General features: G+C 45.3%; 33 protein-coding genes. All 33 read right to left on the minus strand.

The features are described 5' to 3' along the window. Positions 1 to 154: 154 nt before the first annotated feature. Positions 155 to 547 (minus strand): 50S ribosomal protein L17, encoded by a 393-nt coding sequence (gene rplQ / locus CXF86_RS18575; RefSeq protein WP_101089005.1) that lies wholly within the window; start codon positions 545 to 547, stop codon positions 155 to 157. Between the two features lie 39 nt (positions 548 to 586). After that, positions 587 to 1,576, minus strand: coding sequence for a DNA-directed RNA polymerase subunit alpha (locus CXF86_RS18580; RefSeq protein ID WP_101089004.1), 990 nt, complete (start codon positions 1,574 to 1,576; stop codon positions 587 to 589). A gap of 24 nt (positions 1,577 to 1,600) precedes the next feature. Beyond that, positions 1,601 to 2,221, minus strand: a complete 621-nt coding sequence (gene rpsD / locus CXF86_RS18585) for a 30S ribosomal protein S4 (protein WP_101089003.1) — start codon at positions 2,219 to 2,221, stop codon at positions 1,601 to 1,603. A gap of 35 nt (positions 2,222 to 2,256) precedes the next feature. Beyond that, positions 2,257 to 2,649, minus strand: coding sequence for a 30S ribosomal protein S11 (rpsK, locus tag CXF86_RS18590; protein WP_012153476.1), 393 nt, complete (start codon positions 2,647 to 2,649; stop codon positions 2,257 to 2,259). Positions 2,650 to 2,663: 14 nt separating this feature from the next. Next, positions 2,664 to 3,020 (minus strand): 30S ribosomal protein S13, encoded by a 357-nt coding sequence (gene rpsM / locus CXF86_RS18595; RefSeq protein ID WP_101089002.1) that lies wholly within the window; start codon positions 3,018 to 3,020, stop codon positions 2,664 to 2,666. A gap of 115 nt (positions 3,021 to 3,135) precedes the next feature. Beyond that, entirely contained in the window at positions 3,136 to 3,249 is a 114-nt protein-coding gene (rpmJ, locus tag CXF86_RS18600; RefSeq protein ID WP_006083579.1) for a 50S ribosomal protein L36, read from the minus strand. A gap of 23 nt (positions 3,250 to 3,272) precedes the next feature. Then, on the minus strand, positions 3,273 to 4,613 hold the full coding sequence (gene secY, locus CXF86_RS18605) for a preprotein translocase subunit SecY (RefSeq protein ID WP_101089001.1): 1,341 nt from the start codon (positions 4,611 to 4,613) through the stop codon (positions 3,273 to 3,275). A gap of 7 nt (positions 4,614 to 4,620) precedes the next feature. Next, positions 4,621 to 5,055: a 50S ribosomal protein L15 gene (rplO, locus tag CXF86_RS18610; RefSeq protein ID WP_101089000.1), complete on the minus strand. Its 435-nt coding sequence runs from the start codon at positions 5,053 to 5,055 to the stop codon at positions 4,621 to 4,623. 1 nt (position 5,056) lies between these two features. Then, complete coding sequence (rpmD, locus tag CXF86_RS18615) at positions 5,057 to 5,242, minus strand: 50S ribosomal protein L30 (RefSeq protein ID WP_041410757.1); 186 nt, start codon at positions 5,240 to 5,242, stop codon at positions 5,057 to 5,059. A gap of 5 nt (positions 5,243 to 5,247) precedes the next feature. Beyond that, a complete protein-coding gene (gene rpsE / locus CXF86_RS18620) occupies positions 5,248 to 5,751 on the minus strand; it encodes a 30S ribosomal protein S5 (protein ID WP_101088999.1) in 504 nt (167 codons plus the stop codon). Between the two features lie 13 nt (positions 5,752 to 5,764). Then, the gene (gene rplR / locus CXF86_RS18625) at positions 5,765 to 6,115 is read right to left on the minus strand and encodes a 50S ribosomal protein L18 (RefSeq protein ID WP_101088998.1); all 351 of its coding nucleotides are present in this window, start codon (positions 6,113 to 6,115) and stop codon (positions 5,765 to 5,767) included. A 10-nt stretch (positions 6,116 to 6,125) separates the two neighbouring features. Next, positions 6,126 to 6,656 carry a 50S ribosomal protein L6 gene (gene rplF, locus CXF86_RS18630; protein WP_101088997.1) on the minus strand — a complete coding sequence of 177 codons (531 nt, stop codon included), beginning with the start codon at positions 6,654 to 6,656 and terminating at the stop codon, positions 6,126 to 6,128. A 10-nt stretch (positions 6,657 to 6,666) separates the two neighbouring features. Further along, positions 6,667 to 7,059, minus strand: a complete 393-nt coding sequence (gene rpsH, locus CXF86_RS18635) for a 30S ribosomal protein S8 (RefSeq protein WP_101088996.1) — start codon at positions 7,057 to 7,059, stop codon at positions 6,667 to 6,669. A 24-nt stretch (positions 7,060 to 7,083) separates the two neighbouring features. Continuing rightward, positions 7,084 to 7,389 carry a 30S ribosomal protein S14 gene (gene rpsN, locus CXF86_RS18640; protein ID WP_101088995.1) on the minus strand — a complete coding sequence of 102 codons (306 nt, stop codon included), beginning with the start codon at positions 7,387 to 7,389 and terminating at the stop codon, positions 7,084 to 7,086. 10 nt (positions 7,390 to 7,399) lie between these two features. Further along, positions 7,400 to 7,939, minus strand: a complete 540-nt coding sequence (gene rplE, locus CXF86_RS18645; RefSeq protein WP_101088994.1) for a 50S ribosomal protein L5 — start codon at positions 7,937 to 7,939, stop codon at positions 7,400 to 7,402. Positions 7,940 to 7,951: 12 nt separating this feature from the next. After that, positions 7,952 to 8,266: a 50S ribosomal protein L24 gene (gene rplX / locus CXF86_RS18650; protein ID WP_101088993.1), complete on the minus strand. Its 315-nt coding sequence runs from the start codon at positions 8,264 to 8,266 to the stop codon at positions 7,952 to 7,954. Between the two features lie 11 nt (positions 8,267 to 8,277). Further along, a complete protein-coding gene (gene rplN, locus CXF86_RS18655; RefSeq protein ID WP_011863976.1) occupies positions 8,278 to 8,646 on the minus strand; it encodes a 50S ribosomal protein L14 in 369 nt (122 codons plus the stop codon). Between the two features lie 182 nt (positions 8,647 to 8,828). Then, a complete protein-coding gene (gene rpsQ, locus CXF86_RS18660) occupies positions 8,829 to 9,077 on the minus strand; it encodes a 30S ribosomal protein S17 (RefSeq protein WP_101088992.1) in 249 nt (82 codons plus the stop codon). Next, entirely contained in the window at positions 9,077 to 9,268 is a 192-nt protein-coding gene (rpmC, locus tag CXF86_RS18665) for a 50S ribosomal protein L29 (protein WP_101088991.1), read from the minus strand. Before rpmC ends, rpsQ begins: the two co-directional genes overlap by 1 nt. Further along, on the minus strand, positions 9,268 to 9,678 hold the full coding sequence (gene rplP, locus CXF86_RS18670; protein WP_101088990.1) for a 50S ribosomal protein L16: 411 nt from the start codon (positions 9,676 to 9,678) through the stop codon (positions 9,268 to 9,270). Before rplP ends, rpmC begins: the two co-directional genes overlap by 1 nt. Positions 9,679 to 9,689: 11 nt before the next feature. Continuing rightward, the gene (gene rpsC, locus CXF86_RS18675; RefSeq protein WP_101088989.1) at positions 9,690 to 10,379 is read right to left on the minus strand and encodes a 30S ribosomal protein S3; all 690 of its coding nucleotides are present in this window, start codon (positions 10,377 to 10,379) and stop codon (positions 9,690 to 9,692) included. Between the two features lie 9 nt (positions 10,380 to 10,388). Continuing rightward, positions 10,389 to 10,721 (minus strand): 50S ribosomal protein L22, encoded by a 333-nt coding sequence (rplV, locus tag CXF86_RS18680; RefSeq protein WP_101088988.1) that lies wholly within the window; start codon positions 10,719 to 10,721, stop codon positions 10,389 to 10,391. A 15-nt stretch (positions 10,722 to 10,736) separates the two neighbouring features. Continuing rightward, on the minus strand, positions 10,737 to 11,015 hold the full coding sequence (gene rpsS / locus CXF86_RS18685; RefSeq protein WP_006083596.1) for a 30S ribosomal protein S19: 279 nt from the start codon (positions 11,013 to 11,015) through the stop codon (positions 10,737 to 10,739). A gap of 11 nt (positions 11,016 to 11,026) precedes the next feature. Next, positions 11,027 to 11,854, minus strand: a complete 828-nt coding sequence (rplB, locus tag CXF86_RS18690; RefSeq protein ID WP_101088987.1) for a 50S ribosomal protein L2 — start codon at positions 11,852 to 11,854, stop codon at positions 11,027 to 11,029. A gap of 16 nt (positions 11,855 to 11,870) precedes the next feature. After that, positions 11,871 to 12,173, minus strand: coding sequence for a 50S ribosomal protein L23 (rplW, locus tag CXF86_RS18695; protein WP_101088986.1), 303 nt, complete (start codon positions 12,171 to 12,173; stop codon positions 11,871 to 11,873). Then, a complete protein-coding gene (gene rplD, locus CXF86_RS18700) occupies positions 12,170 to 12,775 on the minus strand; it encodes a 50S ribosomal protein L4 (RefSeq protein WP_101088985.1) in 606 nt (201 codons plus the stop codon). Before rplD ends, rplW begins: the two co-directional genes overlap by 4 nt. Before the next feature lie 17 nt (positions 12,776 to 12,792). Beyond that, positions 12,793 to 13,431 (minus strand): 50S ribosomal protein L3, encoded by a 639-nt coding sequence (gene rplC, locus CXF86_RS18705; RefSeq protein WP_101088984.1) that lies wholly within the window; start codon positions 13,429 to 13,431, stop codon positions 12,793 to 12,795. A gap of 24 nt (positions 13,432 to 13,455) precedes the next feature. Continuing rightward, on the minus strand, positions 13,456 to 13,767 hold the full coding sequence (gene rpsJ, locus CXF86_RS18710; RefSeq protein ID WP_005503530.1) for a 30S ribosomal protein S10: 312 nt from the start codon (positions 13,765 to 13,767) through the stop codon (positions 13,456 to 13,458). Between the two features lie 357 nt (positions 13,768 to 14,124). Beyond that, entirely contained in the window at positions 14,125 to 15,309 is a 1,185-nt protein-coding gene (tuf, locus tag CXF86_RS18715) for an elongation factor Tu (protein ID WP_101088972.1), read from the minus strand. Between the two features lie 84 nt (positions 15,310 to 15,393). Further along, on the minus strand, positions 15,394 to 17,490 hold the full coding sequence (gene fusA / locus CXF86_RS18720; RefSeq protein WP_101088983.1) for an elongation factor G: 2,097 nt from the start codon (positions 17,488 to 17,490) through the stop codon (positions 15,394 to 15,396). A 75-nt stretch (positions 17,491 to 17,565) separates the two neighbouring features. After that, on the minus strand, positions 17,566 to 18,036 hold the full coding sequence (rpsG, locus tag CXF86_RS18725) for a 30S ribosomal protein S7 (RefSeq protein ID WP_101088982.1): 471 nt from the start codon (positions 18,034 to 18,036) through the stop codon (positions 17,566 to 17,568). 80 nt (positions 18,037 to 18,116) lie between these two features. Next, positions 18,117 to 18,491 carry a 30S ribosomal protein S12 gene (gene rpsL / locus CXF86_RS18730; RefSeq protein WP_101088981.1) on the minus strand — a complete coding sequence of 125 codons (375 nt, stop codon included), beginning with the start codon at positions 18,489 to 18,491 and terminating at the stop codon, positions 18,117 to 18,119. A 189-nt stretch (positions 18,492 to 18,680) separates the two neighbouring features. Beyond that, positions 18,681 to 22,895 (minus strand): DNA-directed RNA polymerase subunit beta', encoded by a 4,215-nt coding sequence (gene rpoC, locus CXF86_RS18735; protein WP_101088980.1) that lies wholly within the window; start codon positions 22,893 to 22,895, stop codon positions 18,681 to 18,683. Positions 22,896 to 22,934 lie beyond the last annotated feature (39 nt).

A 22,934-nucleotide genomic window follows, 5' to 3' on the forward strand; every position in this document is an offset into this window, starting at 1 on the left:
TGTGGCTGTGGCTGTGGCTGTGGCTGTGGCTGTGGCTGTGGCTGTGGCTGTGGCTGTCCAGATAAAACCAAACTGCTAAACCAGTCAAGTCATTAATGCATCAGACATAAAAAAGGCCGAACATATTGTCCGGCCTTTTATAACTAAGACTTATTTACTCTGCAGTGTCTTCAACAGCTTCAGCTGCTTCAGGACGACCTACTAGTTCAATATACGCCATAGGCGCTTTATCACCAGTACGTAGACCGCACTTAAGAATACGAGTGTAACCACCAGGACGTTCCTGGAAGCGTGGACCCAATTCAGTAAATAATTTACCAACGACTTCAGCGTCGCGAGTACGTGCAAATGCCAAACGGCGGTTTGCAACACTATCACTCTTAGCAAGTGTTATCAGAGGTTCAACTACGCGACGCAGTTCTTTCGCTTTAGCTACAGTAGTTCGGATCACTTCGTGACGAACTATTGAGCATGCCATGTTGCGAAACATAGCTTTACGATGACTGCTGTTACGATTTAGTTGACGACCACTCTTACGATGGCGCATGACCTAATCCTTATTACCTATATCTGTACTAATCTGGACTTAAAGGTCGTCTACTAAACTAGCTGGAGGCCAGTTTTCGAGACGCATACCTAACGACAGTCCGCGAGATGCAAGAACATCCTTAATTTCGGTAAGAGATTTCTTACCCAAGTTAGGTGTTTTCAACAGCTCAACTTCAGTGCGTTGTACCAGATCGCCGATGTAATGAATCGCTTCAGCCTTCAAACAGTTGGCTGAACGTACAGTTAGCTCTAAATCGTCGACAGGACGCAACAATATCGGATCGAACTCCGGCTTCTCTTCGACTGGTGCAGCCTCAGTCACATCACGTAATTCAACAAACGCATCTAGCTGTTCAGCCAAAATTGTTGCAGAACGACGTATTGCTTCCTCGGGATCGATAGTACCGTTTGTGGTCATATCAATAACGAGTTTATCTAAGTCTGTACGCTGCTCAACACGTGCGGCTTCAACATTATAAGCAATGCGAGCTACAGGTGAGAACGAAGAATCAACCAACAAACGGCCGATAGGGCGATCATCGTCTTCAGTTTGTGCACGGGCAGAAGCCGGTACATAACCACGACCACGCTCTACGCGGATACGCATGCTGACGTCATTATTACCTGTCAAATGACAGATAACATGGTCAGGATTCATGATAGTAACATCACCATCATGCGTGATATCTGCTGCAGTAACAGGGCCTGCGCCTGACTTACTAAGCGTAAGCATAGCTTCGTCTTTCCCTTCGATAACAACTGCTAAACCTTTAAGGTTAAGCAATATCTCGAGGATATCTTCTTGCACGCCTTCCTTGCTACTGTATTCATGCAGTACACCATCGATCTCTACTTCGGTTACCGCGCAGCCTGGCATAGACGACAATAGGATACGACGCAACGCGTTACCTAAAGTGTGACCAAAACCACGCTCTAGCGGCTCCAGTGTAACTCTGGCACGTGTTGGATTAACCTGCTCGATATCAACGAGACGCGGTTTAAGAAATTCTGTAACAGAACCCTGCATTGTGTCCTCTCTTTTGTTTTAACTTTACTTAGAGTAAAGTTCGACGATCAGCTGTTCGTTAATTTCCGCAGACAAATCACTACGTTCAGGTAGACGCTTAAAAGCACCTTCCATCTTAGTGCTGTCAACTTCAACCCATGTTGGCTTTTCGCGTTGAGCCGACACTTCTAAAGCCGCTTTAATACGAGCTTGAGTACGTGACTTCTCGCGAACGCTCACTACATCATTCGCAGACACTTTGAATGATGGAATGTTAACGACGCTACCATTAACCATAATTGACTTATGGCTAATTAGCTGACGTGATTCAGCGCGTGTTGCACCAAAGCCCATACGATAAACTACGTTATCAAGACGGGTTTCTAAAAGAGTAAGTAGGTTTTCACCAGTGTTACCTTTAGTACGTGCAGCATCTTTGTAGTAGTTACGGAATTGCTTTTCTAGCACACCATAAATACGACGAACTTTTTGTTTCTCGCGTAGCTGTACGCCATACTCAGACAGACGGGTCTTACGAGCGCCGTGTTGTCCAGGTGCAGTTTCAAGCTTACACTTCGAATCAATTGCTCTCACACCGCTTTTTAGGAAAAGGTCAGTACCTTCTCTGCGGCTGAGCTTGAGCTTTGGACCCAAGTATCTTGCCATGTTCTTTCTCCAACGATCCTATTAAAAACGACGAATTAAACGCGACGTTTCTTAGGAGGACGACAACCATTATGAGGGATAGGCGTCACATCGGTAATGTTAGTAATTTTATAACCAACCGAATTTAGTGCACGAATCGCTGATTCGCGCCCTGGACCTGGACCCTTCACAAAAACTTCAAGGTTCTTAACACCGTAATCCTGAGCAGCAGTACCTGCACGCTCAGCAGCAACCTGTGCAGCAAATGGGGTAGATTTACGTGAACCACGGAAACCTGAACCACCAGAAGTTGCCCAAGATAGTGCGTTACCTTGACGATCTGTAATGGTAATAATAGTGTTGTTGAAAGACGCATGTATATGCGCCATACCATCAGCAACCTGTTTACGTACACGCTTACGCGGAGAACGTGACGGAACTTTAGCCATTGTGGATTACCCCGTTACTTTCTAATTGGTTTACGTGGACCTTTACGCGTACGCGCATTGGTCTTAGTACGTTGCCCACGAAGGGGAAGGCTACGACGATGGCGAAGGCCACGGTAACAACCAAGGTCCATAAGACGCTTGATGTTCATGGAAACTTCGCGACGTAAATCACCTTCTACAATGTAGTTGGCAACTTCTTCGCGTAGAGTATCTATTTGAGCTTCGCTCAATTCCTTGATCTTAGCATCTTCAGCAATTGAAGTAGCCGCGCAAATTGCTTGTGCGCGAGTACGGCCAATGCCGAAAATAGCAGTCAATGCAATGACTGCATGCTTTTGATCAGGAATGTTAATGCCAGCGATACGGGCCACTATGCACTCCTCAAGTTAAAGGTCATCTGTGAAAAGCCCGGTAGGATACTCGACAGACGACAATTTAGCAAATAATATTTTGACCAGCCCCGACTGGGCTGGTCAAATCTTTCTTTTAGCCTTGACGTTGTTTGTGTTTAGGTTCAACACAAATCACACGAACAACACCACTACGCTTTACGATCTTGCAGTTACGGCAGATCTTCTTCACGGAAGCTCGAACTTTCATTTCATCACTCCGAGATTGCTAAGTTAGCGACCAAAACGATCTAAATTCGCTTTGTTTACCAAATTAGCTTTCTTCATTACAGACTCATACTGATGAGACATCATATGGGTCTGAACTTGAGCCATGAAGTCCATGATTACGACTACCATAATAAGTAGCGAAGTACCGCCAAAATAGAACTGTACTTTCCACGCAATTAACATGAACTCCGGAATTAAGCAGATAAACGTAATGTACAACGCACCGGCTAATGTCAGGCGGGTCATTACTTTATCAATGTAACGCGAAGTCTGTTCTCCAGGACGAATCCCGGGAATAAACGCACCACTCTTCTTCAAGTTATCTGCTGTTTCGCGAGGGTTAAACACCAACGCAGTATAGAAGAAACAGAAAAAGATAATCGCTGTTGCATATAACAATGAGTACAACGGTTGTCCCGGTGACACAGCAAGTGAAAAATCACTTAACCATGACAAGGACTCATTTTGTCCAAACCACTGAGCCAGTGTGCCTGGAAACAAAATTATGCTGGACGCAAAAATAGGTGGTATAACACCAGCCATATTTATCTTCAGCGGTAAATGAGTGCTTTGCGCTGCAAAAACCTTTCGGCCTTGTTGACGCTTAGCATAGTTAACAACAATACGTCGTTGTCCACGCTCTACAAATACCACAAAATATGTGACAGCAAAAACAATTACTGCCAGCAACAACAATACTAGTACACTTATGTCGCCTTGACGCGCCTGCTCAGCCGTTTGACCGATAGCAGATGGTAGACCTGCAACAATACCTGCGAAAATTAATATCGAGATACCATTACCAATGCCTCTTTCGGTAATTTGCTCACCTAACCACATAAGGAACATTGTTCCAGTGACTAAACTCACAACCGCTACAAAGTAAAATCCGAATCCTAGGTTTACTACTAAACCTGGAACTAAGTTCGGAAGACCTGTTGCGATACCGATTGCCTGGAACGTACCCAGGACCAATGTGCCGTATCTAGTGTATTGACTAATCTTCTTTCGCCCTGACTCGCCTTCCTTTTTCAATTCAGCGAGAGCAGGATGAACGACTGTCAATAACTGCATAATGATCGATGCCGAAATATACGGCATGATACCTAATGCAAAAATAGAGGCACGTTCAAGGGCGCCACCAGAGAACATGTTAAACATGCCTAAGATGGTACCCTTTTGCTGATTAAACAGCTCTGCTAGTACAGCAGCGTCAATACCAGGAATTGGTACAAACGAACCGGCTCTAAAGACGATAATTGCACCAATCACGAACAGCAGGCGGGTTTTCAATTCAGATAAACCGCCCTTCGCGCTTTTTAAATCAAGTCCTGGTTTTGCCATCGACGTATTATTCCTCGATCTTGCCACCGGCAGCTTCAATAGCTGCACGTGCACCTTTGGTTGCCTTTAGACCTTTAACGGTCACAGGGCGCTCAATGGTACCTGAAAGAACGATTTTAGCAAACTGTATGTTGCGAGTAACTAGATTCGCATCTTTCAGCGCATTTAGGTCGATAACATCACCGTTAACTTTAGCTAGTTCGCTAATGCGAACTTCTGCTGATACCAACGCACGACGCGAGGTAAAACCAAACTTAGGTAGACGAATCTTAAGTGGCATTTGACCACCCTCGAAACCGACGCGAACGCCGCCGCCTGAACGAGACTTCTGTCCCTTGTGACCGCGGCCACAAGTTTTACCAGTCCCAGAACCGATACCGCGACCTACACGCTTAGCTGCTGATTTAGCACCTGCAGCAGGTGATAGAGTATTTAGACGCATCTTATACTTCCTCCACCGAAACCATGTAGTAAACCTTGTTAATCATACCGCGAACTGAAGGAGTATCTTCAACTTCGACTGTATGATTAATGCGGCGTAAACCTAGACCAGTCAAAGTTGCACGATGCTTAGGCAAACGTCCAATTGAACTTTTAGTCTGAGTTACTTTAAGTGTTTTAGTAGCCATGGTGCTTAACCTCGAATTTCTTTAACATTCAGGCCACGCTTAGCTGCAATTTGTGATGGTGACTTCATGTGCACCAACGCATCTACAGTTGCGCGAACGATGTTAATCGGGTTAGTAGAACCGTATGCTTTTGACAGAACGTTATGAACGCCTGCTACTTCCAATACGGCACGCATTGCGCCACCGGCAATAATACCGGTACCGTCAGAGGCTGGCTGCATGTAAACACGCGATCCAGTATGACGACCCTTTACAGGGTGGTGTAAAGTACCGTTGTTCAATTCAACGTTCACAATGTTACGGCGAGCCTTTTCCATTGCTTTCTGAATTGCTGCTGGTACTTCACGCGCTTTACCATAGCCAAAACCGACTTTACCGTTACCATCACCGACTACAGTTAGTGCAGTGAAGCTAAAGATACGTCCGCCTTTAACTACTTTAGAAACACGATTAACTGCAACTAACTTCTCTTGCAGATCGTCTTTTTGTTGAGCTTCAAATTTAGCCATTTTTCATCATTCCTTAGAACTTGAGGCCAGCTTCACGAGCGGCGTCTGCTAATGCAGCAACGCGTCCGTGATACTTGAAGCCGGAACGATCGAATGCAACTACAGCTACGCCTTTTTCGATAGCGCGCTCAGCAACGATTTTACCCACTACTTTAGCTGCATCAACGTTACCAGTGTACTTTAGCTGCTCTGATACTGCTTTCTCAGCAGTAGAAGCTGCCGCCAACACTACGTTTACAGGACTAATGACCTGAGCGTAAGTATGACGTGGTGTACGATGTACAACCAGACGATTAACGCCCAGCTCTTGGATCTTCTTACGGGCGCGTAGTGCGCGGCGTAAGCGAGATGTTTTCTTATCCATATCGCGTTACCTACTTCTTCTTAGCCTCTTTACGGCGTACTTGTTCATCAGCGTAGCGAACACCTTTACCTTTATAAGGCTCTGGTGGACGATGGCTGCGAATCTCAGCAGCTACCTGACCAATTAACTGCTTATCAGTACCTTTCAGTACGATTTCAGTTTGGCTAGGACACTCTGCTGTTACGCCGTCAGGAAGTTCGTGGACCAGTGGGTGAGAAAAACCTAAAGTTAAATCAATACCTTTACCAGCGATTTTCGCACGGTAACCGACACCAATTAACTGTAGTTTCTTTTCAAAGCCTACTGTTACACCAACAACCATATTGTTGATTAAAGCTCGAGCTGTACCCGCTTGAGCGGCAGTTTTCACGCCTTCAATTGGGCTACACTTAATTTCATTGTCTTCAATAACAATAGAAACGTCAGTGTTTATAACTCGAGTCAAACTACCTTTAGTACCTTTTACGGTGATAGTTTGTTCGTTTAAAGTCACTTCTACGCCGGCAGGAATAGCGACTGGTGCTTTTGCGACACGAGACATTGCTAGCTCCTTATGCTACGTAGCAGATAACTTCCCCGCCCATGCCATTTTGGCGGGCAGTACGATCAGTCATCAAACCTTTAGAAGTGGACACGATAGCGACACCCAGTCCGCCCATAACCTTTGGAAGTTCGTTTTTACTTTTGTAAATACGAAGTCCCGGACGGCTAACGCGCTGGATAGTCTCTACGACTGGCTGACCTTGAAAGTACTTTAAAGTAATTTCCAATTCAGGCTTGGCTTCATCTGCTACGGCGTAGTCAGTGATATAACCTTCTTCTTTAAGCATTTTCGCAATAGCGATTTTTAGCTTAGCAGAAGGCATCTTCACAGATACGTGTTTAGCAGCTTGGCCGTTACGAATACGTGTTAACATATCCGCAATAGGATCTTGCATGCTCATATTAGCTTACTCCGTGACAAGTGCTTACCAGCTGGCTTTACGTAGGCCAGGAACTTCACCGCGCATAGTTGCTTCACGTAATTTAATACGGCTAAGGCCGAATTTACGTAGGAAACCATGTGGGCGACCAGTTTGACTACAGCGATTGCGCTGACGCGCTGCGCTAGAGTCACGTGGAAGAGCTTGTAACTTAAGTACGGCATCCCAACGATCTTCATCAGAAGTTGTTGAGCTGCTAATGATAGCTTTAAGAGCTAGACGCTTTTCAGCGAACTTAGCTACGAGCTTGGCACGTTTTACTTCACGTGCTTTCATTGAACTTTTTGCCATTACGCTACCCTTATTTCTTGAATGGGAAGTTAAAGCCTTCGAGCAAAGCTCGGCCTTCTTCATCATTCTTCGCAGAAGTAGTGATTACAATATCCATACCGCGGATCTTATCGATTTTATCGTATTCGATCTCTGGAAAGATTATTTGTTCACGCACGCCCATCGCATAGTTACCGCGACCGTCGAATGATTTAACACTCATACCACGGAAATCACGGATACGCGGGATTGCGATATCTACTAAACGCTCTAAGAATTCCCACATACGCTCACCGCGCAGTGTAACCTTACAGCCTATTGGGTAGCCTTCACGGATTTTAAAACCAGCAACTGACTTACGAGCTACAGTCACTACTGGCTTCTGACCAGCGATAGCAGTCATGTCACGGAGCGCATGCTCCATAACTTTCTTATCTGCTACTGCTTCGCCAACACCCATATTAAGGGTGATCTTTTCAATCCGAGGGACTTGCATGACACTGCTAAAACCAAACTTTGTTACAAGCTCAGGACTAACAGTCTCTTTATATTTATCATGCAGTTTCGCCATCGTTTACTCCAATTACTTTACGAGTTCACTGTTCGACTTAAAGAAACGGACTTTTTTGCCGTCTTCAAATCGGAAACCAACGCGATCAGCTTTGCCAGTGGCAGAGTTGAAAATCGCTACGTTTGATGCTTGTATCGGTGCTTCTTGCTCAACAATACCGCCAGCTACGCCCAATTGTGGGTTTGGCTTTTGGTGTTTCTTGACAAGGTTAAGACCTTCTACAATTAATTTACCAGTAGTAAGAACTTGAGAAACATTACCGCGTTTCCCCTGGTCTTTACCAGCTAGTACAATTACTTCGTCTTGACGACGTATTTTTGCTGCCATTTTGAAGCTCCTTACAGTACTTCTGGTGCCAGCGAGACAATTTTCATAAATTGCTCTGTACGCAATTCACGTGTCACTGGTCCAAAGATACGAGTACCAATCGGTGCAAGGTTTGCATTAAGCAAAACCGCTGCGTTCCGATCGAAGCGAATGACAGAACCGTCTGGACGACGTACGCCTTTCTTAGTACGGACTACCACCGCGTTATATACATCACCTTTCTTCGCTTTACCGCGAGGAATAGCTTCCTTTACAGAAACCTTGATGACGTCGCCGATTCCGGCATAACGACGATGAGAGCCACCCAAGACCTTAATACACTGAACTCTACGAGCGCCACTGTTACAGGCGACTTCTAGAGTCGATTGCATTTGGATCATTTTAAGTGCTCCGCTATCGTTACTTCACATTCCCACAAAGGGGGTACATTTTCTGTCCAAATTTAGACTTTAATTTAGTCAAATTTGGCGCGCAAGTGTAACACCCAAAAATAGGAATAGATAGTACTAAAAATACAAACGGCTCCAAGCAATGGAGCCGTTTACCTAAACGCCTAATAATATTAGGCTTTTGTTACTACTTCAACCAGAGTCCAAGACTTAGTCTTAGAAAGCGGGCGACATTCGCGAATAGTCACGACATCACCAGCATTACACTGATTCTGCTCATCATGAGCATGGATCTTAGTAGTACGCTTAAGGAACTTACCGTATAACGGATGTTTAACCTTACGCTCAATAGCTACAGTGATAGACTTGTCCATCTTGTTGCTAAGTACTCGACCCTGTAAAGTACGGATATTATCAGTCATTACACACCCGCCTTAGAAGTAATAATGGTCTTAACGCGCGCAATGTTACGACGCACGATTTTAAGCTGTTGAGTTTGAGTCAACTGACCAGTGGCGTGTTGCATACGCAGATTAAACTGCTCACGCAGCAGACCAAGCAGTTCAGCGTTCAATTCTTCAACGCTCTTTTCTGTTAGTTCGCTCGCTTTCATTACATCACCGTCTTAGTTACGAAGGTAGTCTTAAGAGGCAACTTGGAAGCAGCAAGAGCGAAAGCTTCACGAGCCAACTCTTCTGGTACACCATTCATCTCATAAAGAACCTTACCTGGTTGAATTTGGGCTACCCAATATTCAACGTTACCCTTACCTTTACCCATACGCACTTCAAGAGGCTTAGAGGTAATTGGCTTATCAGGGAAAACGCGGATCCAGATTTGACCTTGACGTTTAATATGACGTGTCATAGCACGACGCGCAGCTTCAATTTGACGAGCAGTTAGACGACCACGTCCAACAGCTTTCAAACCGAATTCACCGAAGCTTACTTCAGTGCCGTTCGCAAGACCGCGGTTACGGCCCTTGAACATTTTGCGGAACTTTGTTCTTTTTGGTTGCAGCATTGCCAGCTCTCCTATTTACCGCGAGGCTTGCGCTTCGGCTGCTGTTTCGGCTCTTCATGCTGAGGAACGATACCGTCTAGAACTTCACCTTTGAAGACCCAAACTTTAACGCCAATCACACCGTATTGAGTGTGACTCTCAGAAGTAGAATAGTCGATATCAGCACGAAGAGTATGCAAAGGTACACGACCCTCACGATACCATTCCGAGCGCGCAATTTCAGCGCCGCCTAGACGGCCGCTAACTTGTACCTTGATACCTTTCGCGCCAAGACGCATTGCGTTTTGAACTGCGCGCTTCATAGCACGACGGAACATAACACGACGCTCTAACTGCGAAGCGATGCCATCGGCAACAAGCTTAGCATCTAGCTCAGGCTTACGGATCTCAGCGATGTTAATTTGAGCTGGAATACCAGTCAATTTAGCAACTGCATTGCGTAGCTTTTCTACGTCTTCGCCTTTCTTACCAATCACAACACCTGGACGGGCTGTGTGGATAGTAACACGAACACTTTTAGCTGGACGCTCGATAACAATTTTAGAAACTGATGCTTGCTTAAGTTTCTTTTCAAGAAACTTACGCACTTCCCAGTCACTATTCAAGTTATTGGCATAGTCTGACTTGTCAGCGTACCATGTCGAGATCCAAGGCTTAGTGATACCCAGACGGATACCATTAGGATGTACTTTCTGTCCCATTGCTAACTCCTAGCGATCTGATACAACCACAGTAATGTGGCTGGTACGCTTGATTATGCGATCAGCACGGCCTTTGGCACGTGGCATGATACGCTTCATAGTTGGACCTTCATCGATCATAATCTTTCCAACTCTTAATTCGTCAATGTCAGCACCTTCATTGTGCTCAGCATTGGCGATAGCAGAGTCCAGTACTTTTTTAACAAGTACGGCAGCTTTCTTAGGGCTGAAAGTTAGAATTTCGAGAGCCTTAGCAACAGGCAGTCCACGGATTTGATCTGCAACCAAACGACACTTTTGAGGCGACGTACGGGCAAAACGATGTATAGCTAAAACTTCCATCTTATTCCTCCCGTATTAACGCTTCTTCGCTTTCTTATCTGCAGCATGGCCGCGATAAGTGCGTGTTGGTGAAAACTCACCAAGCTTGTGGCCGATCATTTCGTCAGTTACGAACACAGGTACGTGCTGACGACCATTATGGACAGCGATGGTCAACCCAATCATATTAGGGATGATCATAGAGCGGCGAGACCAAGTCTTAATAGGCTTCTTGTCTCCAGCTTCCATCGCTTTCTCTACCTTCTTCAGCAAGTGTAGGTCAATGAATGGACCTTTCTTGAGAGAACGTGGCATGGCGAATCCTCTTACTTTTTATTGCGACGACGTACAATGTACTTGTCGGTGCGTTTGTTACTACGAGTCTTATAACCCTTAGTAGGCATACCCCAAGGTGAAACAGGGTGACGGCCACCAGATGTACGGCCTTCACCACCACCATGTGGGTGATCAACTGGGTTCATTGCAACACCACGAACTGTCGGGCGTACGCCTCTCCAGCGTTTAGCACCTGCTTTACCTAACTGGCGTAGCATATGCTCGGCGTTACCAACTTCACCCAATGTCGCGCGGCAATCAACCGGCACTTTACGCATTTCGCCAGAGCGAAGACGTAGAGTGGCGTATGCGCCATCACGAGCAATAACTTGTACATAAGCACCAGCAGAACGAGCGATTTGAGCACCTTTACCAGGCTTCATTTCGACTGCGTGCACTACGCTACCCACAGGGATATTACGTAGAGGCAATGCGTTACCGCTCTTGATCTCTGCATCGATACCAGACTGGATTGCATCTCCAGCTTTCATGCCTTTAGCGGCAATGATGTAACGACGCTCACCGTCAGCGTAAAGTACCAAAGCGATGTTAGCTGTACGGTTTGGATCATATTCCAAACGTTCAACCTTCGCAGGGATACTGTCTTTATTACGCTTAAAGTCGATTAGACGATAATGTTGCTTATGACCACCACCAATGTGGCGGACAGTGATACGACCAGTATTGTTACGGCCACCACTTTTTGATTTCTTCGCCAACAGGCCTGCAAAAGGTTTACCTTTATGCAGATCGTTGTTCACCACTTTAACTAGATGGCGACGACCTGGAGAGGTTGGCTTACACTTAATAACTGCCACGATAATTCTCCTTTGCTTATTCAGCGCCGCCGACGAAATCGATGTCAGCACCTTCAGCTAGAGTAACATAGGCTTTTTTCCAATCGCTACGACGGCCTGTACGGGCACCGTGACGCTTAGTTTTACCTTTGTTAACCAAAGTGCGAACTGAATCGACTTCAACTTCGAATAGCTGTGCTACTGCAGCTTTAACTTCAGCTTTAGTTGCATCGATAGCTACACGGAAAACAACTGTATTGGTTTTCTCAGCGTTCACAGTGCTCTTTTCAGAAACATGTGGAGCAAGAATAACTTTTAACAAACGTTCTTCGCTTATCATCCCAGCATCTCCTCGATTTGCTTAATAGCTTCAGCAGTTACGAGTACTTTGTTGAATGCGATAAGGCTAACTGGATCAATACCAGCAACATCACGAACATCAACTTTGTACAAGTTACGAGCAGCTAAGAACAAGTTCTCGTCAACTTCTGGAGTAACAATCAACACGTCTTCAAGTTGCATTTCAGCAAGTTTAGCTTTCAGCTCTTTAGTTTTAGGAGCATCAACACTAAACGACTCAACAACGATAAGACGGTCTTGACGTACCAATTCAGAGAATATGCTTTTCAGCGCTCCGCGGTACATCTTCTTGTTAACTTTTTGGCTGTGATCTTGTGCTTTAGCAGCGAATGTTACGCCACCGCCACGCCAGATTGGGCCTTTAACAGTACCGGCACGTGCGCGGCCAGTACCTTTTTGGCGCCATGGCTTTTTGCCAGAGCCAACTACTTCTGCACGAGTCTTTTGAGCACGAGTGCCCTGACGTGCGTTTGCAGCGTAAGCTACAACTACCTGATGAACCAGTGCTTCGTTAAAGTCACGGCCGAAGGTAGTTTCGGAAACTTCAAGAGCACTCTGTGCGTCTTTCAATACCAATTCCATTACTATCTCCTCAGACCTTAAGCTTTAACAGCTGGTTTGATGATCAGGTCGCCATTAGTAGCGCCTGGAACTGCACCCTTAACCAGTAGCAAGTTACGTTCAGCATCTACACGTATAACGTCTAGATTCTGCGTAGTAACACGCTCTGCACCCATGTGGCCTGACATTTTCTTACCTTTGAAAACGCGACCAGGTGTCTGGTTTTGACCAATAGAACCGTTAGATCTATGAGCCAAAGAGTTACCATGAGTCATATCTTGGGCATGGAAGTTCCAACGCTTAATACCGCCTTGGAAGCCTTTACCTTTTGATTGACCAGTTACATCTACTTTCGCAATTTCAGCGAAAATATCTACATTAAGCTCAGCACCAACTTCGATACCTTCACCTTCACCATCTGCCAAACGCATTTCCCATAAACCACGACCGGCTTCAACGCCTGCCTTAGCAAAGTGACCTGCTTCTGGTTTAGTGATGCGATTAGCTTTTTTAGTACCAGTAGTTACTTGAAGTGCGCGGTAACCGTCTGTATCCAAAGTTCTCACTTGGGTTACACGGTTAGCAGCAATTTCAATTACTGTTACAGGTACCGACGCGCCATCTTCATTGAAGATACGTGTCATACCTACTTTACGACCGATAAGACCGATAGCCATCTCTCAAACCTCTTCTAAGCTCAATTAACCCAAGCTAATTTGAACGTCAACGCCAGCTGCAAGATCTAAACGCATAAGTGCGTCTACAGTCTTTTCAGTAGGCTCGACGATATCAACAAGACGCTTGTGAGTACGAAGTTCGTACTGATCACGCGCATCTTTATTAACGTGTGGAGAAGTCAAAATGGTATAACGTTCTTTACGCGTAGGAAGTGGAATTGGACCACGAACCTGTGCGCCTGTACGCTTAGCAGTTTCAACGATTTCCGCAGTAGACTGATCAATCAAACGATGATCAAATCCTTTTAAGCGGATACGGATTCTTTGGTTCTGCATTGACCAGAGCTCCTAAAATGTACACATAAAAAATCACCCTCTAGCTTCTTCCTTTTGGAAAAGCAGAGCGAGATGATTTAACCGTTCGACTCACAATCGGAGTCGCTGTTTTTTTACGTCAACCTCAAGGGTAGACCAATTTAAATCGCCTAATGGTTAAGGCGAGGGGGTATTATACTGACTTTAGCGCTCAGATCAACCCCACTGTTTGAAATACCGTCAAATAGACAGAATTCAATAAAGTGGCGGCTATTATACCGAGCCAGATCAAGATTACTAGCCCCAATAACTTTCTTTCGGAAATAAAAAAGGCAGCCTAGGCTGCCTTTTTTGATATTGAGTTAAGACTCGTTGCTATTAAGCAACAATCTTAGCTACAACACCAGCACCAACAGTACGGCCACCTTCACGGATAGCGAAGCGTAAACCTTCATCCATCGCGATTGGGCAGATTAGTGTAACTGTCATCTGTACGTTATCACCAGGCATTACCATCTCAACGCCTTCAGGCAATTCGATAGTACCAGTTACATCCGTTGTACGGAAATAGAACTGTGGACGGTAACCTTTGAAGAATGGAGTGTGACGTCCGCCTTCTTCTTTAGACAGAACGTAGATTTCTGACTCAAAAGTTGTATGTGGAGTAATTGAACCTGGAGCAGCAAGAACCTGACCACGTTCAACATCTTCACGCTTAGTACCACGTAGAAGAACACCACAGTTTTCGCCAGCACGACCTTCGTCAAGTAGCTTGCGGAACATTTCAACACCAGTACAAGTAGTCTTAGTAGTATCACGGATACCAATAATTTCGACTTCTTCACCAATCTTGATGATACCGCGCTCTACACGACCAGTTACAACTGTACCACGGCCTGAGATTGAGAAAACATCTTCGATTGGAAGAATGAATGCACCATCAATAGCACGCTCTGGCTCTGGAATATAAGTATCAAGTGCTTCTGCAAGCTCAAGAATTTTAGCTTCCCACTCTGGCTCGCCTTCAAGGGCTTTAAGCGCAGAACCTTGGATAACTGGTAAGTCATCACCTGGGAAGTCATATTCAGAAAGAAGTTCACGAACTTCCATTTCTACAAGCTCAAGAAGCTCTTCGTCATCTACCATGTCACATTTGTTCATGAATACGATGATGAATGGTACGCCAACCTGACGTGAAAGCAGGATGTGCTCACGTGTTTGTGGCATTGGACCATCTGTAGAAGCAACTACTAGAATCGCGCCGTCCATTTGAGCAGCACCAGTGATCATGTTTTTAACATAATCGGCGTGACCAGGACAATCTACGTGTGCGTAGTGACGTGCAGGTGTGTCATATTCGATGTGAGAAGTATTAATTGTAATACCGCGCTCACGCTCTTCAGGAGCATTATCGATTTGTGCGAAGTTTTTAACTTCACCACCGTAAGTCTTAGTTAACACAGACGAGATAGCAGCAGTAAGAGTTGTCTTACCATGATCGACGTGTCCGATAGTACCCACGTTTACGTGTGGTTTAATACGTTCAAATTTTTCTTTAGCCACGATATATTCCTTTCTTTTCAGAAAATGCTCGGTTTATTTAACCGAGCAATAGCAATTAATTATATCAATAATAGAGTCTGGCTATTAGCCTCGAGCTTCCATTATTGCTTTAGTAACATTTTGCGGTGCATCGGAGTACTTCAAAAACTCCATTGAGTATGAAGCACGACCCTGAGTCGCAGAGCGCAAAGCGGTTGCATAACCGAACATTTCAGACAAAGGTACTGTTGCATGCACAAGTTTAACACCTGCGATACCATCGTCCATACCTTCAATTAGGCCACGACGACGGTTTAAGTCTCCCACAACATCACCCATATGATTTTCAGGTGTTGTCACTTCGACTTTCATACAAGGTTCAAGCAAGGCAGGGTCTGCTTCAAGAGCACCCTTTTTAAAGCCCATTGAACCGGCGACTTTAAAGGCCATTTCGTTCGAATCCACATCATGATATGAACCGTCAAACAAAGTAACCTTTACGTCTAGAATAGGGAAGCCGGCTAATACGCCGCTCTTCATCTGTTCTTGAATACCTTTGTCTACTGCTGGGATGTATTCCTTTGGAACAGAACCACCAACAATTTCATTGACAAATTCGTAGCCAAAACCTTGTTCTTGAGGTTCTAGCTTTAACCAAACATGACCGAATTGACCTCGACCACCAGATTGGCGAATGAACTTGCCTTCAACTTCCACGCTTGCGCGGATAGTCTCACGATATGCAACTTGAGGTTTACCTACATTACAGCTAACACCAAACTCGCGACGCATACGGTCAACGATAATGTCTAAGTGTAGCTCACCCATACCAGAGATCAGTGTTTGGCCTGATTCTTCATCAGTTTCAACACGGAACGACGGATCTTCCGCTGCAAGTTTTTGCAACGCCATCCCCATCTTATCTTGGTCTGCCTTGGTTCTAGGTTCAACAGCAATAGTAATTACAGGCTCAGGAAAATCCATTCGCTCCAGAACTACTTTATGGTCAATATCGCACAATGTATCGCCAGTCGTCACGTCTTTAAGACCAATAGCTGCAGCGATGTCGCCAGCGCGTACTTCTTTAATCTCTTGACGGTCATTAGCGTGCATCTGCACCATACGACCAATACGTTCACGTTTTTGCTTAACAGAGTTATAAACGCCAGCACCGGTTTCCAATACACCTGAATAAACACGTATAAAGGTTAAGGTACCCACAAATGGGTCTGTTGCAATCTTAAAGGCTAAAGCAGCGAAAGGCGCATTATCATCCGCAGGACGATATGTTTCTTTCTCATTGTCATCCATTCCCGTAATTGCAGGAACTTCGACAGGTGACGGTAGATAATCTACCACTGCATCGAGCACCGCTTGCACACCTTTGTTCTTAAAAGCAGAACCACAGGTGACCAAAACGATTTCATTATTTAAGGTACGCTTACGTAATGCCTCTTTGATCTCAACTTCTGAAAGTACACTTCCTTCGAGGTATTTTTCCATCAGTTCGTCTGAAGCTTCCGCTGCACTCTCAACCAAGTACTCACGCATTTCTGCTGCTTTATCGGCTAAGTCTGCTGGTATTTCTTCATAACTGAAAGTCATTCCCAGGTCTTCTTCAGACCAGTTAATCGCTTTCATCTTGATCAAATCAACAACACCTTTGAACTCTTCTTCTGCACCGATATTCAGCTGAATAGGGACACAGTTTGCTCCAAGACGGTTACGGATCTGTTCGACTACGCTATCAAAGTCAGCCCCTGCACGGTCCATCTTATTGATGAAAACCATACGAGGGACATGATACTTATCAGCTTGACGCCAAACAGTCTCAGATTGAGGTTCAACCCCAGATGAACCACAGAATACAACCACAGCACCATCTAAGACTCGTAGTGAACGTTCTACTTCAATAGTGAAGTCAACGTGACCAGGAGTATCGATGATGTTGATACGGTGTTCAGTAAACTGCGCATCCATTCCGCGCCAGAAAGTAGTCGTTGCGGCTGATGTGATGGTAATCCCACGTTCCTGCTCTTGTTCCATCCAATCCATAGTGGCTGCGCCATCATGAACTTCACCGATCTTATGAGACATACCGGTGTAGAATAGAACACGTTCAGTTGTGGTGGTTTTACCAGCGTCAACATGAGCGACAATACCGATATTACGATAACGCTCAATTGGAGTTGTACGAGCCACGATTTATACCCTCTTAGCTAAAACCTGAGTGTTAGCAATGCAAGTAAGGCGTGGGACTTAGCCCACGCCAAGATATTACCAGCGGTAATGAGCAAACGCTTTGTTTGCTTCTGCCATACGATGCACGTCTTCGCGCTTCTTAACAGCAGTACCTTTGTTGTCTGATGCGTCTAGCATTTCACCGGCTAGACGTAACGCCATAGATTTTTCACCACGCTTACGTGCAGCTTCAACCAACCAGCGCATCGCCAGTGCGTTACGACGCACTGGACGAACTTCACATGGTACCTGGTATGTAGAACCACCAACACGACGAGATTTAACTTCGACGGTTGGACGCACATTGTCCAGGGCTGCTTCAAGGATAACTAGATGATCTTCGCCTTTCTTTTCGAAAGCGGTATCTAGTGCCTTGTAAATAATTTTTTCTGCAGTCGACTTTTTGCCGTCCTGCATAATGACGTTGATGAACTTAGCCAGCAACTCACTGTTGAACTTTGGATCTGGTAGGATTTTACGTTGTCCTACAACGCGACGTCTTGGCATAACAATTTCTCCGTATGCTTCAGGGACCCCAAAACTGGAATCTCAATAAAAACTAGCTTGGCCTTACTTAACGGAAAACGTTAAGACTTAGGACGCTTAGCACCGTACTTTGAACGACCTTGACGACGTTCACTTACACCAGCACAATCTAAAGCGCCACGTACAGTGTGGTAACGTACACCCGGTAGATCTTTTACACGACCACCGCGGATTAGAATTACACTGTGTTCCTGCAGGTTGTGGCCTTCACCGCCGATGTACGAAGTAACTTCGAAACCGTTAGTTAGACGCACACGAGCTACTTTACGTAGTGCAGAGTTAGGTTTTTTTGGTGTGGTTGTGTATACGCGAGTACAAACACCACGTTTTTGTGGACACGCTTCCAACGCAGGCACATTAGTCTTATCGACTTTAGGTGCGCGTGGCTTACGTACCAACTGGTTTACAGTTGCCATGTATAGCTCCGAATCAGTTGACCGAATCAACAGTAAGGTGTGAAAAATCTATATCCCACAGGTGTGGGACGCGAAATTTTAGAAGTGTATGGCGTTAGTGTCAAGAAATAGACAACTTTTAACCGATTTAAAGTAAAAAAAAGGCGCAAAAGGCGCCTTTTTTACAATTTGTTTACTTTTCAGACTGAATTAATCAGAACTTCCAGCTAGATTTAGTAAATCTGCAAGGTTCTGCTCAGCTTCGCTTGCGCTAATTGTTGGTGCTTCAGTAGACGTTGGTTTCGCCGCCGCTGCTGCACGCTTCTGATGGTATGCGTAACCCGTACCAGCAGGGATCAAACGACCCACAATTACGTTCTCTTTAAGACCGCGTAGTTTGTCTTTCTTACCGCCAACGGCTGCTTCAGTAAGAACACGAGTGGTCTCCTGGAACGATGCTGCTGAGATAAATGACTCTGTCGCTAGAGACGCCTTGGTGATACCAAGAAGGTCACGAGTAAAGGTGACTAACTGCTTTCCTTGCGCTTCAAGTTCGCGGTTAGCGATCTTAACGCGTGAAACTTCAGCTTGCTCGCCTGCTAGGAAATTACTGTCACCAGCATTAGTGATCTCACACTTACGCAGCATCTGGCGAATAATCACCTCAATGTGCTTATCGTTGATCTTAACACCCTGTAGACGGTAAACATCCTGCACTTCATTCACGATGTAGTTAGCCACATTGTGGATACCACGTAGACGTAGAATATCGTGCGCAGCTTCTGCACCATCAGCAATAACTTCACCACGTTCGACTTTTTCGCCTTCGAACACGTTTAGGTTACGCCACTTAGGAATCATCTCTTCGTAGTGCTCGCCACCTTCTGCAGGGGTAATCACTAGACGACGCTTACCTTTGGTTTCCTTACCGAACGAGATAGTACCCGATACTTCAGCAAGAATAGCTGGCTCTTTCGGCTTACGCGCTTCAAACAAGTCGGCTACGCGTGGCAGACCACCGGTAATATCACGAGTCTTAGACGATTCTTGAGGAATACGTGCTAAGGCATCACCAACGTTAATTGATGCGTTATCGTCAAGGTTGACAATCGCGTTGCCAGGCAAGAAGTATTGTGCTGGAACTTCAGTACCAGGAATCTTCAAGTCACCGCCATCAGCTGCAACGAGACGAATCATAGGACGCATCTCTTTACCGGCTGTTGGACGTTGTGCAACATCTAATATCACAATAGATGATAGACCCGTTAGATCATCTGTTTGACGTGTCATAGTGACATTGTCAATCATATCGACGAACTTAGTACTACCCGCAACTTCAGTGATAATTGGGTGAGTATGTGGATCCCAGTTAGCGATAATATCGCCAGCTGCAACAGCTGCATCTTCTAGTTTTTCTAGAATAGTACCGTATGGCACCTTATAACGCTCTTTCTCACGACCTAGCTCATCAATAATGGCTAGCTCTGAAGAACGAGATACAATGACCAATTTGCCATTGATGTTCGTTACATGCTTAGCATTGTGCAGCTTTAGAGTACCCGCGTTCTTAACTTGAACGTTGTTCTCTGCTGACGCACGAGATGCTGCACCACCAATGTGGAAGGTACGCATCGTAAGCTGTGTTCCTGGCTCACCAATTGACTGAGCCGCAACAACACCGATTGCTTCACCTTGGTTGATGATATGGCCACGAGCCAAATCACGACCATAACAAGCAGCACACACACCGAAGTCTGTATCACAGCTAATTACTGAGCGAACAATCATTTCATCGATTGAATTATCTTCGATGATGTCACACCAAGCTTCGTCAAGCAGTGTATTACGGGGCACAAGTACTTCTTCAGTACCTGGCTTAAATACATCTTGAGCAACAACACGACCTAGAACACGTTCACGCAACGGCTCAACAACATCACCACCTTCAATAAGGGGTTTCATTGTTAGACCTTCAAACGTGCCACAGTCTTCTTCAATCACAACTAAATCTTGTGCAACGTCTACTAGACGACGAGTCAGGTAACCTGAGTTAGCTGTCTTCAATGCCGTATCCGCTAGACCTTTACGCGCACCGTGAGTCGAAATAAAGTACTGAGATACGTTTAGACCTTCACGGAAGTTTGCGGTAATCGGTGTTTCGATGATTGAGCCATCTGGCTTAGCCATCAAACCACGCATACCGGCAAGCTGACGAATCTGTGCAGCACTACCACGAGCACCAGAATCGGCCATCATGTAGATACTGTTGAAAGATTCTTGCTCTTCTTCTACGCCGTCACGGTTAATCACTGTCTCAGTTGACAGGTTTTGCATCATCGCTTTAGAAACTTTTTCGTTCGCGCTTGCCCAGATATCGATGACCTTGTTGTAACGCTCACCGGCTGTTACTAGACCTGACTGGAACTGCTCTTGAATCTCAAGAACTTCCGCTTCAGCGTCTGCAACTAGCGTGTACTTTTCATCTGGAATAACCATGTCGTTGATACCAACAGAGGCACCAGACACAGTTGCATAATGAAAACCGGTATACATCAATTGGTCAGCAAAGATAACGGTATCTTTAAGACCTAGTTGACGGTAACAAGTGTTCAATAGCTTAGAGATCTGCTTCTTACCCATGTTCTGGTTAACCAGATCATAAGATAAGCCTTTTGGCAGAATCGTTGAAAGCAATGCACGACCCACTGTTGTATCTACGATACGACGAGTCTTAACTTTTTCGCCTGCTTCGTTAATCTTGGTTTCGGTAATACGAACCTTAACGCGAGCATGCAATTCTGCGAAGCCGGTGCGGTAAGCTTTTTCAGCTTCTGCAACATCAGCAAATGCCATGCCTTCACCCTTGCCGTTAATGCGCTCACGACTCGTGTAGTAAAGACCCAATACAACATCCTGAGATGGTGTAATCACCGGCTCACCGTTTGCAGGTGATAGGATGTTGTTGGTAGACATCATTAGTGAACGTGCTTCTAGCTGAGCTTCCAGCGTTAGCGGCACGTGAACAGCCATTTGGTCACCATCGAAATCGGCGTTGTATGCCGCACAAACCAATGGGTGAAGCTGAATAGCTTTACCTTCGATTAGTACTGGCTCAAATGCCTGGATACCTAGTCTGTGCAATGTTGGTGCACGGTTAAGCATCACTGGGTGTTCACGAATAACATCGTCTAGAACATCCCAAACTTCTGGTACTTCACGTTCAACCATCTTCTTAGCAGCTTTAATGGTAGTAGCTAAGCCACGACCTTCTAACTTGCCATAGATGAACGGCTTAAATAGCTCAAGTGCCATCTTCTTAGGAAGACCACACTGATGTAAGCGAAGCGTTGGACCAACGGTAATAACCGAACGACCAGAGTAATCAACACGCTTACCTAGCAAGTTCTGACGGAAACGACCTTGCTTACCTTTGATCATATCGGCCAAAGATTTAAGCGGACGCTTGTTAGAACCTGTAATAGCACGACCACGACGACCGTTATCTAAAAGCGCATCGACAGATTCTTGCAACATACGCTTTTCGTTACGTACGATGATATCTGGAGCAGCTAGATCTAACAGACGCTTTAGACGGTTGTTACGGTTAATTACACGACGGTAAAGGTCGTTCAAATCAGACGTAGCAAAACGTCCGCCATCTAGTGGAACTAGAGGACGTAGATCAGGTGGCAGAACTGGCAGCACTTTAAGGATCATCCACTCAGGCTTGTTACCTGATTGGAAGAATGCCTCAACAAGCTTAAGACGCTTAGTGATCTTCTTACGACGAGTCTCAGAGTTGATTGATGGCAATTCTTCGCGCATCATTTCAATTTCTTTTTCAAGCTCGATAGCACGTAGCAATTCTAGAACTGCTTCAGCACCCATCTTAGCTTCGAATTCATCACCGTACTCTTCCAATGCATCCAGATACGTTTCTTCTGTTAGCATTTGGCCGCGTTCAAGACTGGTCATGCCAGGCTCGATGACGACGAAAGATTCGAAGTAAAGTACACGTTCGATATCACGAAGAGTCATATCTAGCATCAAACCGATACGAGACGGCAGTGACTTCAAGAACCAAATATGTGCTACTGGGCTTGCAAGATCGATGTGACCCATACGTTCACGACGTACTTTAGTCTGCGTGACTTCAACGCCACACTTTTCACAGATCACACCACGGTGCTTAAGACGCTTATACTTACCGCATAAACATTCGTAATCTTTTACTGGACCAAAAATACGCGCACAGAATAAACCTTCACGTTCAGGCTTGAATGTACGGTAGTTAATGGTTTCTGGCTTCTTAACTTCACCAAACGACCAAGAACGGATCAAATCAGGTGACGCTAGGCCAATCTTGATTCCATCAAATTCTTCAGTCTTACTTTGCTGTTTCAGAAACTTTAATAAGTCTTTCACGTTTCTCTCCTGAAGGAGTTAAATCGGGTGCCCTGCTAC

It is taken from the genome of Shewanella sp. GutCb (assembly GCF_002836135.1).
Lineage (GTDB): Bacteria > Pseudomonadota > Gammaproteobacteria > Enterobacterales > Shewanellaceae > Shewanella.